The organism is Flavobacterium sp. AC267 (genome assembly GCF_979258715.1).
In genome coordinates this window covers 2,618,553-2,636,840 of sequence record NZ_OZ409875.1, presented here as the reverse complement: position 1 = coordinate 2,636,840, position 18,288 = coordinate 2,618,553, and the positions used below count along the sequence as shown (strand labels likewise).

Sequence of the window (18,288 nt, the reverse complement as noted above, 5' to 3'; positions counted from 1 at the left end):
GCATACCAATGAAGTGGATCCCAAATTTTAATTCTTCAAACTCTTTGAGAGTTATTTTTGTAATCGCAGTTTTCATTCTGTTATTTCTTTCTTCTATCGCTTATAAACATAATCAGGACTTGAACGAATCAAGCAAACTGGTTATGCATACATACGAAATCAACATCCAGCTCGAACGATTAATGTCGGCTATTAAAGATGCAGAAACGGGCCAGCGAGGATATATTATCACTCGCAATGCCCGTTTTTTAACGCCTTACATTTATTCCCGAGATAAAGTAAATACTTCTTTTATTACTTTAAAAAAGCTCACTGCCGATAATCCGCAGCAACAGCACAATCTTCAAAAACTTTTCAAACTTATTACCCAGCGTTTTGTGTCTTTCGAAAACTGTCTAAAATACAGTGATCCTAAAACGTACGACAAAAGAAAATTAGACAATCATATGTTTGGCGGTCGAATTTTAATGGAGAACATTCGTTTTAAAGTCGATGAAATGAATGATATTGAAAAAACTTTTCTAAAAAAAGACTTAAGATTTATGATTCTGAAATCTCATTAAGTCCGCTTTTTTCGATTTCTTTATTCTTAGTAGCTTTACTTTTTATTTTATTGGCGTATAGACAAATCAGCCGTGATTTTCAACGTCTAAAAGTTTTCAATAAAAGACTTCTAATTTCAAACGGATTAATCGCTGAATCTGAAAACATTGGTAATTTTAGCACCTGGCAGTGGGATTTGGATTCTGATAAAATTGATTATTCTGATAATCAATATCGTCTGCTGGGTCGCGAACCAAAATCTTTTGTACCAAACAAAGCAACACTTCTAAAATTTGTTCATCCAGATGATAAGGAAACATTTGCTGAATATATGGACGGAATCGTCGACAAAAAGAAGCTTACGTTTGTGTATTATAAAATTGTTCGAGCAGATTATGAGGTTCGCTATTTTAAAACAACAGGAAAAATTGTAACCGACCAGCAGGGAAGCAAAATTTTACTTGGAATTAATTTTGACATCACAGATGAGCATTTATTAAATATCGAACTTCAAGAACGAAATAAAGAACTAGAGAAAAGCAATAAAGAACTGGCTTCTTTCAATCACGTTGCAAGTCACGATTTGCAGGAACCGCCGCGAAAAATCCAGACTTTTATTTCGAGAGTTTCAGATGCCGATAAAGATGTTATGTCTGAAAGTGCAAAAAATTATATTTATAAAATTGAAAGCTCAGCAAAAAGAATGCGCGTTTTAATTGATGACCTTCTATTATTCTCCAGAACCAATACAACGAAGAAGGAGTTTATTAAAATGAATTTAAATGAACTGCTAGACAATGCAGAATCTGAACTTGTAGAAATTATAGAAGAGAAAAAAGCCGTTATTAGAAGTGAAAAACTTCCGAAACTGGCCGTAATTCCGTATCAGATTGAGCAGTTGTTTATCAATTTAATTGGAAACTCATTAAAATACAGCCGTCCCGATGTTGAACCTGAAATTACTATTTCGAGCGAAAAAGTAAATTCTTCTGAATATCCTGAGATTTTAGAGCAATCGGTAAAGAAATTTCATAAAATAACTTTCACAGATAACGGAATGGGATTTGACCCGCAGTTTAAAGAAACTATTTTTATTCTTTTCCAGCGCCTTCATTCTAAAACAGATTATCCAGGAACTGGAATTGGACTAGCGATTTGTAAGAAGATCGTAGAAAATCATAAAGGGCATATTACTGCCGATAGTACGATTGGAAAAGGATCTTCGTTTACAGTTTTTCTTCCCGATTAAAAGTTTAAAATTATAGTTTTATACTTATCTATATATGAACTAATAATTATATAGTAAAACTAAACCTCCGATTTATACAATTGTAAGAAAAAAAATTAGTCTGCAATACTACTATAAAAAGAGAAATCTTAGAAAATTCTAAGATTTCTCTTTTTTTTACGCCTTTTAAAAATCAATTAAAACCTTGATTTTTAAAGGGTAAACAGCCAAAATAATTCTATTATGGGAATTATATAACGTTTCATTTTTATGCTGTAAAGTAAAATCTTTCATTCGTTAGCATCTTTGTATTGTAATACTTTAGGAAGTAATAATGAATGCAATTTTCCAATTAAAAGCTTCAATTTTCAAAGTGTTTTTCTTTTTGATATTTGTTTTATGTATGACGTCATGCAAAAAAATTAATCCGATTGAAAACTCTTTAAGAAACCAAGCTTTAGCAATAACAGAAAGAGAAGAAACAGAAGCCTTCTTTTTTATTTCGACGGCAAATGCGAGTAAGTCATTTATTTCAAAAAGTCAAATTGCACAACAAAAAAGTTCAGACGCCATAGTTCAGGAATTGAGTAAAAGAATTGAAATTCAAGAAAATCAAGTTCTAGATGAAATAACAAAAATGGCCACTTTAAAGCTCATTGTCATTACTGAAATTAATGCCACGCACAAAAGAGACCTGTACAACCTTATTGATGCAAATGGCACCGAATTCAATGATGTTTATTTAAACACAATGAAAGATGCTTTAAACAGCCAGATTGAGTTATTTGAAGCTATTTCTAGAGAAACAAACGATAAAGCAATTCTAGAACTAGTACTAAGGTATTTGCCTGAACAATATAAACTCTTAAGAGAGACAGAAAGAATAAAAAGACAAAATGTTTAAAAGCCTATTATCTATCAATTAACTAAAATTTTTAACTATGAAAATGCAAACAAATTTTTTATGCGCCTTAACACTTTTTTTAACAGCTTCATTTGGAATGCTTGCACGCTCAAGACAATAATGTAAATACCGAGTTTGGTGTAAAAGGAGGATTCAACATGTCTAACTTATACGGCGACGGAGATGATGTAGATGACAACAATGTTTTATACGGTTTTAACGCCGGAGTTTATGCTACACTTCCTATTTCAGATTTTGTAGCCATTCAGCCAGAGATTTTGTTTACTACAAAAGGTGCTGAATTTGAATACAACAATGCTCTTGCAAGCGGGAGTACAAAATTCAAATTAAACTATATCGAAGTTCCTTTATTAGTAAGAGTAAATGTTACTAAAAACTTTAATATTCATGCCGGTGGATACGCTTCTTACTTAGTAAGTTCTAAAATAACAGGTGAAGGAAGCGTTGATTTTGATCAAGAAATTGACAGAGACGATTTAGCAAAATTTGATGCAGGTATCGGCGCAGGTGTTGGAGTTGATTTTGACCCGATCAGTATTGGAGTTCGTTACAACTACGGTTTAACAACTGTTGGAAAAGAAAGAAATGACGGCTTTGGAGGTACATACACAATTCCAGATGCAAAAAACAGCAATTTGACTTTATACCTTTCGTATAAGTTAAACTAATAAAAAAAATTAATTATAAACCACTAAAATAAAAAACCATGTCAAACTTATTATATACAATCGCAGTGATTCTGGTAATTCTTTGGGCTTTAGGGTTCTTTGTTTACAGTTTCGGAAGTATTATTCACATTCTGTTAGTAATTGCCATTATCGCAGTATTGCTTAGACTTATTAAAGGTCGAGAAATTTAAATTAAATTATTAAATCAACAAATTTTAAATATTAATCCATTAAATCAATTATTATGAAAACTAGTAGCACAATTTTAGGAATTTTAGAGATGCTGCAGCATGAGAGCGTTTATAGGAGTATTGTTTGCACCAGACAAAGGTTCAAATACAAGAAAAAAAATCAAAGATAAATCGAAAGATTACGGAGATAACATTAAAACAAAATTTGACGGTATTGTAAGCACAATTTCTTCAAACGGTAAAGACATTATCGAAGAAGGAAAATCTAAACTTAACCAAGTGAAAGATGATTTCAATGCAATCAAAGATGAAGCTAAAACTGTAAAAACAAACTATTAATAAACAACTATTAATAAGTGAATTTTTCAAACCATAAAACCCTATATCATGGAACCAAATGCAACAACAAACGAGAACTTAAATCTTTATGAAAAAGCTGAAAACTATGCTAAAACAAGTTTAGAATTACTAAAACTAAAAACAGTATGTTCAGTTGCTGACGGTGTTTCATCATTAGCATCAAAGATAGCAATCGGGATTGTTGTTGCATTTTTTACCTTGTTCCTTAATATAGGGATTAGCTTATGGGTTGGCAAGTCGCTTGGAGAATATTATTACGGATTTTTTATCATGGCACTTTTCTATTTGATAGTAGCTGTTGTAATTGTAAAATCACACCATAAACTGATAAAAACACCAATTGGAAATACTATTATTTCAAGTATTTTAAAAGAAACAAAGAACTAAGATTTAATTATTAATAGATATAAAAGACTAATTTATGGAGGCTATATTAAATATTGATCAATTAAATCAAAAAATTCAAGAATTAGAAGTTCGTCAGGATACAGAATGGTGCGCTATCAAAGACCATGTCGATGATATTAAGGAGAATTTAAAGCCAATCAATTTAATTCGAAATACTGTTGAAGAAATTAATGAAACAGTAGGTTTTAAAAGTCACATCGCGCAATCTGCTATCAGCATCGGAATTGGATATTTAGCAAAAAGATTTATAGTCGGAAAAGGTGACTCTATGTTTAAAGGCATCTTAGGCTCAGTTGTACAGCTTATTGTTACCAATCTGGTTTCTAAACCACACGAAACTTCAAATGAACCTTCGGAAGAAGAATCATCACAATACGAACCATCTAGAGAGTAATTGTCAAACTGATAAAATTTTATATTATGGAAAAGTTAAGCGAAATAGTATTAAAAAATGGTGTATACGTTTACTCGAATCTATATAAATGTTTTGAATATACGAGAGTATTTCTAGGTATCTAACTTTCATTATACGCTTTTGGGGAAGCGGTTAATGAAGATAAGACCTTCACTATATATTTAAAAAAGCAGAATATACTACATGTATATTCTGCTTTTTTTTAGGTTCATAGCGACAGAGGTACAAAGGAGCAAAGTTTTTTAAACGCGTACCTCTGGACCTTTGTAACTTTGAACCTTTGAACCTTTGACCCTTTAATTATAATTTTGATAAATCGGCAGTTTTAAACCTACATAAACATTGGTCGCTTTAGAATTGTTGGAGAACAAATTTGAAACAAGTGATCCCGAACCAATAAATATTGGACCGGCTCTAAAACCAGTTCCAATTTGAGTGCCGCTATATTCCATCCAAGTTACGGGAATGTAGAAACTAAATTGTCTTGTTTCGTATCTCGGCGTAAAAGTAACCGAATTAGCAATGGCAGTTCCGTTGATTTTATTGGCATTAACCAATCCGAAATCGCCGCTTAAATTCAGGTAAAATTTGTTGTCGATATTCCAGTCAAAGTTGGTGTGCAAAGTAGTTGGAAGACTTGCTTTTACCGCTTTTCTAGAAGAGGTTTTGGTATAATTGGAATCAAAAAATTCAAAGATATCTTCTGCATCTTGAATATCTTCTTGTGTAACCCTTCCTGTTAGATTGTAAGTGTTTTCGGTAACGTTTTTGTAATTTAGACTTCCAATATCAGTTACAGAAGCTGCGGCTTTAAATTTATAACGGTTTCCAACACAAGTATGGCAATTGGTGCGGTATTCATATGTAAAACCTAAATCTACGCCGACGCCAGCCGAAGTTGGATCGAACTTTTGTTTGTCTCCATTTTCATAATCGTAACTCGCGACCGTTCTTAAGGTTCCAGTCGAATAATATTCGCTCAATGCCGGGTTTACAACATTTCTATTAAAAGCCACACTCAAATCACTTCCGTTGATGTAACTGTTTGCTCCTGCCATTAAATACTTTAATGTGATTCCGCCTTTAACAAAATGATCGTCGCGGTCTAATAAAACCGTTCCGTAAGACGCGCCAATCTCTGCCCATGAATTCGTTACCCCATTCGGATTTCCGCCGTTAATCATAAAACTATTCGAAACATCCAAATCTTTATTGACCTCATCGACTAGTTCACCGTTTATACCCACAAGATTCGTTACACTGCGCACACGAGTAAAAAGCGCAATACTATGCACAGGCGTAATATTCAACATAAACGAAGGACCGAGAATATCTACGTTCAAATTCCCTCTGTTATTCGATTTAAAATTTTTGCTGGCATCAACATCTAGATCATAATCGCCGTCTAGGGCATCTAAAACGTTGATTCCGTATAAATCGTTTTGTCCCGTTGCACTTACCGAACCAATAGTAACATCGGCTTTGTACTTAGAATCGACAACCGCAGACGGATTAAATAATACGCCATGAATTCCAGCATAATTATCATCTCGAAATCCGAAATACGATTGCGACCGTGCATAAAAAAAGCTTCCAAAGAAGCAAAATAAGAGTAAAGTTTTCTTCATAAATTAATTGGTTTGGTTATGTATTGTCATGTTTACTAGTTGCAAATATTTAATAAAAATGCCGAAAAAAAAAGGTTTTTTTCGAGGTACTAAGGAACTAAAGGGCTTTCCCGAGGCTTCGATGCAAAGATTTATTAAAAGCGCTTATAAATCTTACTTAGCATTTAATAATGGGCAGTTTTTTTTAAGGTGCTGAGGGACTAAGATGCTATCCCGAGGCTTCGGGACTAAGATTTTTATGCTAATAGAAAAAAATTCCGATAAAAAATGGCTCAAAAAAAACATTCTCAGAATCAAAACATAGCCCGCGGTTTCAACCGCGGGAACACAATATCTTGACACAAGATTTTTAAGCCAATAGAAAAACAATTCCCATAAACAATGGTTCAAAAAAAATATTCTCAGAATCAACTCATAGCCCGCGGTTTCCACCGTGGGAGCGCAATATATTGACACAAGATTTTTAAGCCAATAGAAAACAATTCCCATAAAAAAATGGTTCAAAAAAAAAGCATTATCAAAATCAAAACATAGCCCGCGGTTTCAACCGCGGGAACACAATATCTTGACACAAGATTTTTAAGCCAATAGAAAACAATTCCCATAAACAATGGTTCAAAAAAAATATTCTCAGAATCAAAACATAGCCCGCGGTTTCAACCGTGGGAGCGCAATATATTGACACAAGATTTTTAAGCCAATAGAAAACAATTCCCATAAAAAAATGGTTCAAAAAAAGCATTATCAAAATCAAAACATAGCCCGCGGTTTTAACCGCGGGAACACAATATCTTGACACAATACAATCTAATATATTTACAATACATTCCTAACAGGTAATATCAAATACGTAATCCTAATTCGTCTCCCGCGGTTGAAACCGCGGGCTATATCTGATTATAGAAATTAAAAAAAGCAAAAAAAAGCCGAACGTAAGTTCGGCTTTAATATAATTTAAGTTCAAAGAAAAAAACCTCTGACCCTTTGCTCCTATGTCCCTCTGAACCTCAAAAAGTTTACATTAGTAAACTTCAGAAGCCTCTTTCAATTTCTCCATATTGTTAACCAATTGAAGCTCGGCAACAATTTTCTGAATGTCACCATTCATGATATTTCCTAGATCGTAAAGCGTTAAACCAACTCTATGATCAGTTACACGACCTTGCGCATAGTTGTAGGTACGAATCTTAGCCGAACGGTCACCAGAACTAACCTGAGAAGTACGTTTTGTAGCATCTTCAGCTTCTTTCTTAGCCAATTCCATTTCGTATAAACGAGAACGTAAAACCGTTAACGCCTTATCTTTATTTTTATGCTGTGATTTCTGATCCTGACATTGCGCCACCAATCCTGTTGGAACGTGCGTTAAACGTACAGCCGATTTCGTAGTATTTACAGATTGTCCTCCAGGTCCAGACGAACAGAAGAAATCTACACGAACATCGTTCATATCGATCTGTACATCAAACTCTTCTGCTTCTGGTAAAACCATAACAGTAGCGACCGATGTATGCACACGACCTTGAGTTTCTGTCTGTGGCACACGTTGTACACGGTGAACACCCGCTTCAAACTTCAAAGTACCGTAAACATCCTCTCCCGAAACCTCAAAAATAACCTCTTTGAAACCTCCAGAAGTACCCTCGTTCATATCCACAACAGATGTTCTCCATCCTTGTGCTTCACAATATTTGGTATACATTCTAAATAAATCACCTGCAAAAATACTCGCTTCGTCCCCACCTGTTCCGGCGCGAATCTCCACCATTACATTTTTAGCATCTTCAGGATCTTTAGGAATCAACATAAATTTGATTTCCTCCTCTAATTGAGGCAAGCGTTCTTTTGCTTCATCCAATTGCATTTTGGCCATTTCGGTCATATCTGCATCGCTTCCGTCAGCAATAATTTCGTTTGCTTCGTCAATATTTGCTAAAACAAGAATGTATTCTTCTCTCTTTTCAACCAAAGCTTTTATGCTTTTATATTCTTGGTTGAGTCGCACATAACGTTTTTGATCAGCAATAACATCCGGCTGAATAATCAAATCCGAAATCTCATCAAAACAGCCGCTTTACATATTGAAGTCTATCTAACATTTTCTAATTCCTTTTATTGGACTGCAAAATTACGAAATATTTATTGATTATTCTAGTGTTGATTTTTTGTGTTTTTTGAGGAGAACTTTTAGTGGAAGTAAGATGGTTTTTAGGAGCTGTTTCCTGCTATCCGCTATATCTTTTTAGGCAGAACGTTTACGGTTTTAATAAGTTCTTTTTCGTTTGCCTAAAAAGGATGTCGCTATTATCAGGGCTAGGGCTTTTCGCTTTTTTTTAGACGGTTACGGTTTTCCGTAATGTATTTGGATTTTAAGAAATTACTTTTATCAAAATAACTTTGTACATCATTTACATAAAAATCAGGTGTTTTTACGTGGTGACAAATTTAGATTTAATACGATGTTTGTTTCATTTACAGATATTGATTTTCTCTAAAAGAGAAACAATTCTATATAAACTTATTATTCGTTTTTATTTTTCTATAAATATTTTTCAATTAAAAGCACTCATTTATGTTAGCTACTGTCTTAATTCTGCTTCTTCTAATAATCATTATTTCTTGTATACTTTATATTTTTTATTTAAAAATTTTTAAAAAATACACTAGAGAAAGATTTGCTTTTATGTCAGTAATGCTATTAATAGGCCTATTTTCTTCAATTATAATACAAATTTATTCTTCTGAAGGTTATGTTAGTGCAGTAATTAATACTTCAAATTTAGTTTTAAAAACAAAATTGTCTACTTATCAGACTGATTTCAGAGACCACCTACTCACAATAATTTGTTTCATAGCAATTATCAATTTCATATCTAAACTTCACAAAAACTGGAATGGTCCTGTCAGTGAATTACATTTCAATAAAATACGACTTAGTGAAAATCCTTCCATGTTCAACGAAGCGCTTCTGCAACTTAGAGATTTTTTATCATCTAAAAAACTCATAATTCCTCATAGTAGTGTAGAGCAAAATAGTAGATTTAACATTTTTAATATTAATGAAGAAGAAAAAATGCCGTGGTTCGAAAATGTTTTTGAACTTTTAACATTTTCTGATTCTCAATATAAAATTAATCTTGAAAAAGATTATTTCTCAGAAGAAAAAGTTTTTATTTCGAAATATGGTACATTCAATCAAAATATAGCAATTCTTTGCATTATTGATGAACCAAGCGAAAATGAAATTAACCAATTTTTAAAATTCACTAATAATCAACAAGTTACATTTTCAAAATATATTATTGCAATTAAAAACAGTGATGTTATTTCGCAAACTTTTTTAATTCATGGAATTGAAATTATTAAGAAAAGTGAAAAAGAAATGCTGGAAAATCTAGTAGATTTTTCCTCTTATAAGCATTTTATTATTGAACAGTTTAAAGGCAAAGAAATTTCAACAGGAAGCAATCTTACTCTTGAGCAAATTTATGTTGGTCTAAATGGAAAAACTGAAGAAGGTAATTTGATTGGGGATGTAAAACATTTTATATCAAATTGGCTTAATGAAAGAACTGAAAATAAACATCTTGCAATTTTAGGAGAATATGGATGTGGCAAAAGTGTATTATCGTTAAAAGTAACTTATGATTTGCTTTTAAATAGAAAATTTGGAGATAGAATTCCTATACTTTTAGAATTAAGAGGAAAAAGTCCGAGAAATCTAAATGTAACAGAAATGTTTTCGACTTGGGGAGCTAATTACAGATTAGATGCTTCATCTCTATTAAAATTACATAAGGCTGGTAAACTCTTAATAATTTTCGAAGGATTTGATGAAATGGACATGATAGGTGATCGAGAAATGCGTCTAAATCATTTTCAAAGATTATGGGAATTTGCAATTCCTGAATCAAAAATCATTATCACAGGAAGACCTAATTTTTTTCTTGATAATAAGGAACTTAAAATTAATTTAGGGATTGACAAACCGTATGAAGCTTCTCATTTTTGTCAAGCCATATATTTAGAAAAGTTCAATAAATCCCAAATTACTGACGCTTTAAGGAATATTGATGAAAATACTAGAGAACAAGTTTTAGATATACTATCTAATTCAGCAAATTTAAATTTTTATGATTTAGTTTCAAGACCAGCCATTTTATATTTAGTTGCTGTAATTTGGAAAGATAGAAATTTATCGGATATAAGGGATAAAATCAATTCTGCAGTTATTATTTCTGAATTTATAAAGTATGCATATTCTAGACAAGAAAGTAAAAATATTTTTTCCCTCTATCAGAAAATGAAAGAGAGTATTTTATGTATGGTATTGCCGTCGGAATGCTTTTTTTAAATGATTATTCAAATCAGATAAGTAAAATCGACTTAGAAAATATTATTTTAAAATTATACAAAACTTTTCCTGAAGAGCTAATATCATCTACTTCTGCAATACAATTACCTCGGGAATCGTTAAAAAAGCGTATGGAAGACAGCACCCATGCTGAAGAAACAATTTTAACAGATGTAAGATCTTGTGGTATTTTAGTTAATGAATTATCCAGAAAAGATTTCTTTAAGTTTGCTCATAAGTCATTTTTAGAATATCAGGTTAGCAGTTATTTTGTTGAAAGTGTTTTACAAGATAAAGGAGAATATAATGCAATTATGAATTCAATTACAAATTCTTTAGATATAAATCTTTCATCTTTTACACACTCGCCAGAAACTATTGCATTCACCTCAGAAATATTAATTTCAAAATTAAACCTAATATCTACTAACGATCATTTAAAAGTAGGAAAAGAACTTTTCCGTATTTTATATCCTAATAAAATACTTGGAAAATTCCCATATTTAGCGACGATTAATTGATACAGTAAGTATCTCGAAAAGAATCCAGTTGATATACACATTTACAACTGCATTAATTACCGCAATTTTTATATTATTTTTCAAAACATATATTTTAAAAAATCATGAGATTTTATTTACTTTATTAGTGTTACATCTACCAATATTTTTAATTACATTTAATAAAGTAAACTTTCATAAAACGTCAAAGCGAATTACAATTTGGCTTCAATGCTTGCAAACAGCTTAATATTTCAGATGACATAATTCATAAAATTATCCCTAAATCATATACAAAAATTATAGAAAACCCTCCTACGTTCAATACTTTTTTTGAAATAGTTACTTTTAGGAGAAAAATTGCAGATAAGACAAATAAATAAGTTTAACCAAGCGCGGATTTGCAACCCCGCTCTTCGAAGTGTTGTCACTATCGCGATCGCTGTACGAAGTCTCCTGACTTCGTACCCATTCCAATAAGCAACAATGTATATTAAATGTATTACACATAATATTTGAATTTTTAACAGAAAACTTACTTAAAGGATAATAATTGCGGGTGCGAAGTCAGGAGACTTCGCCCGCTAGCGCGAGCGTCCCGCTCGTGTACGCAAAAGGAATAGTCACGAGCGGGACGCTCGCGCTAGCGCCAACTAAAAATTAAACTTCAAAACTCAACTTACACAAATCATCCAGCAATTCCATTTCGTCTTCTGGTAATAATTGCAGGGCGATTTCGAGCAACGTCATTACATTAATATCACTGTTGTTTGTAAAACTCGACAAACCTTTTGCATCAGGATTAAGTAGAATAATACTGGCTTTTAGCAAATCTGAAACCATCATATTTAATTCGTTATAAGAAGATATTTGCAACGGTATCGTAAACGAATTGTTTGTTTTATGGTCTGCTTTTAACTTGGTAAAATACTTTCCCTTATTCATTATTTCTAATAATTCTTCTCCTATTTCTTTATTTTGTGATTCCATGATTTTTTAGTTTTTTATTCCGAAACGAAATTAGAAATAATAGATTCGCTATTAGTGATTGTATACAATCGGCTGTATACAACCGAAATTAAAACCAACGCGAAATATCTTATATTTGATAAAACTAAATCTATCAAAAATGAATAAACTGCTCAAAATAAAACTTCTAGGAGTATTTTTATTTCTTACTTCTTGTACTTCGATGTCTCCACTTCAAGTAAATAATACTCTTCCATCTTTAACAAAATCAAAGTACATTTCACAATCAGAAATTGAAATAAATAATTGTAAATACTTGACAAAAAACAGAAGCTATACTGCTCCTATTGGACTGACAGCAAAAGACGATCTAAGAAATGGAGCAAAAGGAATTGATGAATGGGTTACTATAGATGGAGGAAATGCGTATGTTTTAAGAAATTTTAAATGGGTCAATGTAAGCGATGAGACAACTCAGCTTCATATAGAATTTGATACTTTATTGTGCGACTAAAACATTATACTATTTAATGATAATCCAATGAAACTAAAATCAATTTATATTCTCACTGTTTTCCCAGTCGTTTTCATTTGTGCCTGCTTTTTGTGGATGCTACGAAACAAAACATTTGATGAAAAAGCGACCTATATTGGTTATCGGGATAAAGAGCTGGAAAAAACATTTGGAATTACTTTAGAAGAATATGTAAAAAAGAAATCTATTATTGCAGTGGAATTAAATGGAAATGAAAAATACGATGACAGTGTCTTAAATCGTTTTCAACTAGAAATTCAAAAAATAATCAAGGCAGAAGATACAAACAAAGGAATTCACTTAAAATTTAGCAATAAAACTACTTATGAAAATGTGATTCGTTCGTTTACTATTTGTAAAACAGAAGGTCGCAGAACATATATTCCTGATGGGTATGACTTTTGGGTTTTCCCATATTATAAAAAGACCAATTCAAAAGCCAGATAGCACACATTTCTAATCCGTGCCCTCAAGTGGTCGCAAATATAATTATCAAAATAAAAGCTAGAAAAATCTTTTAGCTTTTTGTTTATATTTACAACAAAGAACAAACCAATATTACGGGCAAAGTGTACGAATCCGATCTACGGGAGTTTATAAAAAATAACCTTTTGTAATAAAATCAAATTGAAAACTTAAAACTTTCAACAAATGGAAAATAAGGATTACAAACAACTCATTAAAAATATTGGTACTCCAAATGAGTATTCGGATAGTTTATATTTGGTTTATATCGAACTTTATAAAGCTGATGCAGAATTAGGCAAAATAATTTCAGAACATTCTAAGATCGTTTCAGAGTTAGAATTTGGCTATATCTGTGAAGCCAACATGCAAGATATTCCAGAAATTGCGCGTTCTTTATCTTTAAAAAATCATGCTATTTATCAAATTGTAAGATTAGAAAAGCTTTCTTAAAATATATAAGATATTTTGAAGTCGCACCAAGTCGTAAAACGTCAACTGCTAATAAACCATTCCTAATTTTTATCCTAATACAAGCCTATGCTGATTTTCGCCGGATTTATAGTTTTAGTCCTTTTTGTTGTACATCAGTTTACAAAAAAATCACCTGAATTTTTGCAAAAGGAAAAATTGCAAATGCAGGAAAAAGTAAATATTTTAAAGAAAGATATTATAGAATGGAAACACGATTCGTTAAAAAATGTCACAAACGACATGGATTATTCTTTCGTAAAAAGCATGTCAAGTGTATTAACTGGCGTTATTAATACTAATGACGGTTTGCCAATTATTGCGTTTCAAAGGATAGACAGAGGTCTTTTTGTAAACAGCAGAATATTGGCAAACACTACAGATTTTAAAGTCTATTGCGAATTTAAAAATGAAGAAAAACTTTTCTTCTTTAATGATGTCTATTTAGGAAAAATAACGAAGCATTTTGAAATACTAGATGGCGCAAACAAACAAATTGGAAGGTGTAATCGAAATAATGCACAAAATAGTTTTAAAGTAGAATTCAGATCAGGAGAAGCGACCGTGATTCGGAAAAACTCAGATAGAAAAAACATGGGTAAAAAAATGCGTCGTGTGCGAGGCGAGTTGAGATCTACAATGGTTTTTCGCGATGTTCCACCTCCTACTACTCTAATACTATCTCTTAACACAACCGACGAAGAAGAATTAAAATGGATTATTTCATTGACAATATTTGAAGCTGTTTATTATGGCTTTAGTTTCGTTTCGTAAAAATAGTTTAAAAACCGATAGCGCGACTTTAGGCAATAGGAATGAGAATTGAATACAATGATTAATAATTAAGCTAAATACTATTTCAAAATGGATTCCTTTGAAATTATAACAGGAAGCACTATCGTAGAGTTTGTGGAATAGGACAAATAACTTTTTTTAGCTTTGCTTCTATTGCGTTTTACCTGTAGATTTTTTTTTTTTTGAGAGTTACGGTTTTCCGTAAGAAAAATACCCTGCAATGAATTACTTTTGAGAATAAAGTTAACAGCAGGTCATATTAAACTCTCACGTCATGAAAAAAATAGTATTCTTTTTCTTCTTTTGCTATGTATATCTTGCAAGTCTAATATGCCAGAAGATATAAATTGGGAAGTAACGAAAGAGACACCAAATCCAAACTTAAGCATAAATAATATTGAAGTTAGTTTAAATAAAAAAATTGATATTGCCGCTCTTCAAGAAATTGCAAGAAATATCAAAGATGACAATTGTCAATATAATAAGATTTGGATCTTTTATCGCATAACAGACACAAATGAAAAAATTGTTTGGGCTACTACGCATTTTACACCAAATTTAGAAATAAACATTGTTACACCGACAATAAAGCGAGACATGACATTTTATAAAATATCCAAGTAGAATGACAATTTCAAAGTTTTATAAACCCCGCTTTTCGAAGTGTTGCCACTAGCGACGTATCAATTACGTACTTTTCTAAACAGTTTGTAGATAAAATATAGTACAACTACTAAAAATATAAAAATAAATATTTGCCATAGCAAAGCAATCCAATCTGAAAATCATCAATTAATACTTTCATAATTTACTTAAATTTGGTAAACAGAAAATAAAAAAACAATCTCTGTTTCAGACAGAATTTAATCCTTTATTTGTAAATAGTGAAAAATTAAAACCATGGAAAACTTCGACTGGACATCTTTCACCAAAAAAATAGCCATTAAAGCTGAAATCAGTGCCATTTATAATGCTTGGACAATTGCTGAGGAATTAGAAAAATGGTTTCTCGAAAAGGTATCTTTTTTTGATGCTAATCAAAAACCAATAAGCAAAGATGAGGCAGTTGCGAGCAGGCAGTACATATGAATGGTTTTGGTATTTGTACGCTGATCCCATGTTGGGAAAAATTACTGTCGCCAATGGAAAAGATCAATTGCAATTTACATTTGAAGGAACTTGTCTGGTAGATGTAAAGTTGAGCAAAAGCAACGGCTATACGATCGTAGAACTTTGTCATCATAATATTCCAACAGATGAAAATTCGAAACAATATATTAGACTGGGCTGTGCAAACGGCTGGCATTTTTATTTGACGAATCTTAAATCGGTTTTTGAAGGAGGTTTGGATTTACGTAATAAGGATGAGAATTTGAATCCTATGATTAATAATTAAATTTTTAATAACGAAAATGGATCCTTTTGAAATTATATCAGGCCGCATTATTCTGGAATTTTTGGGAGCTTCAGCGCGATTTCTTTATTTCAATTTAACCACAGCCGCTAAACGACAATGATTTTAGAACATTTTCAAGTTTCTGGTCACCAAGCGGAAGTAATAAAAAAAGAGATGATAATAGTAATCGAAATCATATGATTGGCGTTTTATTTTTAGGAGCTTTTATAATGACATTAATCATATTTAATGTTTAATTTATTACAGTTAAAATGGGATATAATTTTTATAATGCAGAAACCGAGATTCTGTATCTCCACAACTCATCAGAATATGATACTTTGTCTCCTTTTAAATTCTGCGCAAATAATCTTCATCGAATAAACGACAGAATAAAAAATGGAGAAACAATCAAAATCATAAAAAATCTGAATAAAGAAAATTCCAAAACGTATATAATTGAAAACACCGCAGATTTTAAAATTTGGGTCGAAAAAATATATAACGGAGGTTTTGAAAATTATCTTGAAACTGGAATGAAATGATAATGTACGCTGGCACAAGAACAAACAAAAAATCTGTATTAGTACTGCAAATGAAACCTATAGAAACAATTCCAGTATTTCTATTTTTCTTTTGACATAAATTTTGGATCAAATTAAAGTATGCTTATCATTCTGAATTGTATATATTTGAAGAACTCTAAATCCAAAAAACAAATATGATTAAAAAACTACCTATTCTATCTTTTACTTTTTTTCTCTTACTTTTTTTTGTCAATCAAAATACTTTAAATGCTAAAACTATTCGTTTTTTTGCTGGTCCAACACCAGATGCAAAAGGTATTTTGTATGTAAAAAAAGGAAGCAATGGCGATGGCTCTTCTTGGAATAATGCATTAGGAGAATTGATAACTGCCATAGAAAGTACTAATCCCGCTATTGTTCAAATATGGGTGTCTTCGGGAAGTTATACTCCAATGTTTGGTGCTTCTTTTATCTTAAAAAGAGATGTGAAAATTTACGGAGGATTTGCAGGAACCGAAAATGACCTTAGCCAGCGTGATTTAAAAACTAATATTAGTATTTTAAGAGGGCTTAGAAACTCTGTTATTAAAACTACCTATTTAACGTCGGCATCTATTTTAGATGGTTTTACTATAACGGAAGGATATGCCGTTGTTGACAAAAGCGATAATAGCGGCGAACGGAGGCGGAATAAACAACTTGGGCTCTGATCTTACTATATCCAATTGCATTTTTACCGCCAATGAAGCTACAGCCGGCGGAGGGGGTGGAATTTACAATTATTCTGGTTATCCAAAAATTGTAAACTGTACTTTCAACAATAATAAAAGCGGTGCTATAAGCAACTCTGAAAGTTCGCCAACCATAACAAATTGTACTTTTGAAAAAAATATTTCGCTTATTAGTACACTATCCAATCGCCGTTCTACAACTATTATTACGAATTCTAATTTTTTTGAAAACAGCGGTCAAGATGGCGGTGCAGTTTATAATGAGCTTTCAACCGTAACTTTTACAAATTGTAATTTCCTAAAAAACATTTCGACCCGTGACTCAACTGGAAATAATGGAGGTGTCGCAATTTATAGTGTTCTTAATTGCACGATTAAAATATACAATTGTAGTTTTCTAAAAAATACGGCCGCACGTTATGGCGGCGCTTTAACAATTAATAACAAGTGTAATGTTTTAATTGCAAATAGTCTTTTTGCAAATAATACTGCACAAACCGAAGGAAATGAAATATACAGTACTGTAGATAATACTGTGAATATCATCAATAGTACTTTTGTAAATAGTGGTGTAAATGCTCTTACTTTTGACGACAAAGCTGTAAACTTTACCAATTCTATTGTTTGGGCTCAATTGCTTGTACCAATGTATTTTGGAACTCCATTTACTTTTAAAAATTCGCTTCTTTTAGGTCTAAAAGATACTTCTAATGGTAATATTGATGCTACAGGAATTACAGATACTCAAATTTTTAAAAGTCCTTCGACAGAAGATTATACTCTTCTAGAAGGAGGAAGTGCTGTAAATAAAGGTAATAATACATTATACGATACTGCGTTTTTGGGGAGCTTGGACTTATCAGGCAAAAGCAGAATTAACGAAATAATTATCGATTTAGGTGCATATGAATCACGTACTGGTTCGCTGGGAATCGCTGAGCCCAATAAACAGCATTTTACAGCTTATCCTAATCCTGTAAAAGAGGGCGTTTTTTATATCGAAAGCTCCAGCATTGACGGAAATGCATTATTATACGACATCGGCGGAAAGGAAGTGAAATCTGTAAAAATAGAAAACGGAAAAGCAAATATCAATGTAAACAATTTACCTAAAGGAATCTATTTGCTTAAGACTTCAGGAAGTAAAGCTTTTAAAATTATGGTAGAGTAAAATATGTA

The 18,288-nt window shown here is 31.8% G+C and carries 21 protein-coding genes and 2 pseudogenes; 20 read left to right on the top strand and 3 right to left on the bottom strand.

Annotated features, from left to right (window positions below):
• The first annotated feature begins 143 nt into the window (after nucleotides 1-143).
• The 8 genes and pseudogenes from ACZZ95_RS13830 (at nucleotide 144) to ACZZ95_RS13795 (ending at nucleotide 4,717) form a co-directional block, all read left to right on the top strand.
• On the top strand, nucleotides 144-563 hold the full coding sequence (locus ACZZ95_RS13830) for a CHASE3 domain-containing protein (RefSeq protein ID WP_463469488.1): 420 nt from the start codon (nucleotides 144-146) through the stop codon (nucleotides 561-563).
• 50 nt (nucleotides 564-613) lie between these two features.
• A complete protein-coding gene (locus ACZZ95_RS13825; protein ID WP_463469487.1) occupies nucleotides 614-1,792 on the top strand; it encodes a sensor histidine kinase in 1,179 nt (392 codons plus the stop codon).
• A 313-nt stretch (nucleotides 1,793-2,105) separates the two neighbouring features.
• Nucleotides 2,106-2,675: a DUF4142 domain-containing protein gene (locus ACZZ95_RS13820; protein ID WP_463469486.1), complete on the top strand. Its 570-nt coding sequence runs from the start codon at nucleotides 2,106-2,108 to the stop codon at nucleotides 2,673-2,675.
• 37 nt (nucleotides 2,676-2,712) lie between these two features.
• Nucleotides 2,713-3,364: pseudogene (locus ACZZ95_RS13815) on the top strand (porin family protein).
• A gap of 38 nt (nucleotides 3,365-3,402) precedes the next feature.
• On the top strand, nucleotides 3,403-3,555 hold the full coding sequence (locus ACZZ95_RS13810; protein WP_109192514.1) for a lmo0937 family membrane protein: 153 nt from the start codon (nucleotides 3,403-3,405) through the stop codon (nucleotides 3,553-3,555).
• Between the two features lie 99 nt (nucleotides 3,556-3,654).
• Entirely contained in the window at nucleotides 3,655-3,894 is a 240-nt protein-coding gene (locus ACZZ95_RS13805; RefSeq protein ID WP_463469485.1) for a YtxH domain-containing protein, read from the top strand.
• A gap of 48 nt (nucleotides 3,895-3,942) precedes the next feature.
• Complete coding sequence (locus tag ACZZ95_RS13800; RefSeq protein ID WP_463469484.1) at nucleotides 3,943-4,302, top strand: hypothetical protein; 360 nt, start codon at nucleotides 3,943-3,945, stop codon at nucleotides 4,300-4,302.
• A gap of 34 nt (nucleotides 4,303-4,336) precedes the next feature.
• Complete coding sequence (locus ACZZ95_RS13795) at nucleotides 4,337-4,717, top strand: hypothetical protein (RefSeq protein ID WP_095953108.1); 381 nt, start codon at nucleotides 4,337-4,339, stop codon at nucleotides 4,715-4,717.
• A gap of 317 nt (nucleotides 4,718-5,034) precedes the next feature.
• Here ACZZ95_RS13795 and ACZZ95_RS13790 read toward each other — a convergent pair whose 3' ends face one another.
• Both ACZZ95_RS13790 and prfA read right to left on the bottom strand, forming a co-directional pair.
• On the bottom strand, nucleotides 5,035-6,366 hold the full coding sequence (locus tag ACZZ95_RS13790) for a DUF5723 family protein (protein WP_463469483.1): 1,332 nt from the start codon (nucleotides 6,364-6,366) through the stop codon (nucleotides 5,035-5,037).
• 1,021 nt (nucleotides 6,367-7,387) lie between these two features.
• Nucleotides 7,388-8,465: pseudogene (gene prfA, locus ACZZ95_RS13785) on the bottom strand (peptide chain release factor 1).
• A 473-nt stretch (nucleotides 8,466-8,938) separates the two neighbouring features.
• Here prfA and ACZZ95_RS13780 point away from each other — a divergent pair.
• Complete coding sequence (locus ACZZ95_RS13780; RefSeq protein WP_463469482.1) at nucleotides 8,939-10,720, top strand: NACHT domain-containing protein; 1,782 nt, start codon at nucleotides 8,939-8,941, stop codon at nucleotides 10,718-10,720.
• Complete coding sequence (locus ACZZ95_RS13775; protein ID WP_463469481.1) at nucleotides 10,687-11,241, top strand: hypothetical protein; 555 nt, start codon at nucleotides 10,687-10,689, stop codon at nucleotides 11,239-11,241. The genes ACZZ95_RS13780 and ACZZ95_RS13775 overlap by 34 nt, the downstream gene beginning before the upstream one ends.
• 639 nt (nucleotides 11,242-11,880) lie before the next feature.
• Here the strand turns inward: ACZZ95_RS13775 and ACZZ95_RS13770 are convergent.
• Nucleotides 11,881-12,210, bottom strand: coding sequence for a hypothetical protein (locus tag ACZZ95_RS13770; protein ID WP_463469480.1), 330 nt, complete (start codon nucleotides 12,208-12,210; stop codon nucleotides 11,881-11,883).
• Nucleotides 12,211-12,349: 139 nt separating this feature from the next.
• Between ACZZ95_RS13770 and ACZZ95_RS13765 the strand changes: the two genes are divergently transcribed.
• From ACZZ95_RS13765 to ACZZ95_RS13720, 10 genes are all read left to right on the top strand, one after another.
• Nucleotides 12,350-12,703 carry a hypothetical protein gene (locus tag ACZZ95_RS13765; protein WP_463469479.1) on the top strand — a complete coding sequence of 118 codons (354 nt, stop codon included), beginning with the start codon at nucleotides 12,350-12,352 and terminating at the stop codon, nucleotides 12,701-12,703.
• A gap of 96 nt (nucleotides 12,704-12,799) precedes the next feature.
• A complete protein-coding gene (locus tag ACZZ95_RS13760; RefSeq protein ID WP_463469477.1) occupies nucleotides 12,800-13,171 on the top strand; it encodes a hypothetical protein in 372 nt (123 codons plus the stop codon).
• Between the two features lie 204 nt (nucleotides 13,172-13,375).
• A complete protein-coding gene (locus tag ACZZ95_RS13755) occupies nucleotides 13,376-13,642 on the top strand; it encodes a hypothetical protein (protein WP_463469476.1) in 267 nt (88 codons plus the stop codon).
• A 183-nt stretch (nucleotides 13,643-13,825) separates the two neighbouring features.
• Nucleotides 13,826-14,434 carry a hypothetical protein gene (locus ACZZ95_RS13750; protein ID WP_463469475.1) on the top strand — a complete coding sequence of 203 codons (609 nt, stop codon included), beginning with the start codon at nucleotides 13,826-13,828 and terminating at the stop codon, nucleotides 14,432-14,434.
• Between the two features lie 351 nt (nucleotides 14,435-14,785).
• The gene (locus tag ACZZ95_RS13745; RefSeq protein ID WP_463469474.1) at nucleotides 14,786-15,079 is read left to right on the top strand and encodes a hypothetical protein; all 294 of its coding nucleotides are present in this window, start codon (nucleotides 14,786-14,788) and stop codon (nucleotides 15,077-15,079) included.
• Between the two features lie 276 nt (nucleotides 15,080-15,355).
• Complete coding sequence (locus ACZZ95_RS13740) at nucleotides 15,356-15,544, top strand: hypothetical protein (protein WP_463469473.1); 189 nt, start codon at nucleotides 15,356-15,358, stop codon at nucleotides 15,542-15,544.
• Nucleotides 15,513-15,851, top strand: coding sequence for an SRPBCC family protein (locus ACZZ95_RS13735; RefSeq protein WP_463469472.1), 339 nt, complete (start codon nucleotides 15,513-15,515; stop codon nucleotides 15,849-15,851). Before ACZZ95_RS13740 ends, ACZZ95_RS13735 begins: the two co-directional genes overlap by 32 nt.
• A 272-nt stretch (nucleotides 15,852-16,123) precedes the next feature.
• Nucleotides 16,124-16,396, top strand: coding sequence for a hypothetical protein (locus ACZZ95_RS13730; protein ID WP_463469471.1), 273 nt, complete (start codon nucleotides 16,124-16,126; stop codon nucleotides 16,394-16,396).
• 176 nt (nucleotides 16,397-16,572) lie between these two features.
• Nucleotides 16,573-17,088: a hypothetical protein gene (locus ACZZ95_RS13725; RefSeq protein ID WP_463469470.1), complete on the top strand. Its 516-nt coding sequence runs from the start codon at nucleotides 16,573-16,575 to the stop codon at nucleotides 17,086-17,088.
• Nucleotides 17,024-18,280 carry a T9SS type A sorting domain-containing protein gene (locus tag ACZZ95_RS13720; protein ID WP_463469469.1) on the top strand — a complete coding sequence of 419 codons (1,257 nt, stop codon included), beginning with the start codon at nucleotides 17,024-17,026 and terminating at the stop codon, nucleotides 18,278-18,280. The genes ACZZ95_RS13725 and ACZZ95_RS13720 overlap by 65 nt, the downstream gene beginning before the upstream one ends.
• The last annotated feature ends 8 nt before the right edge of the window (nucleotides 18,281-18,288 follow it).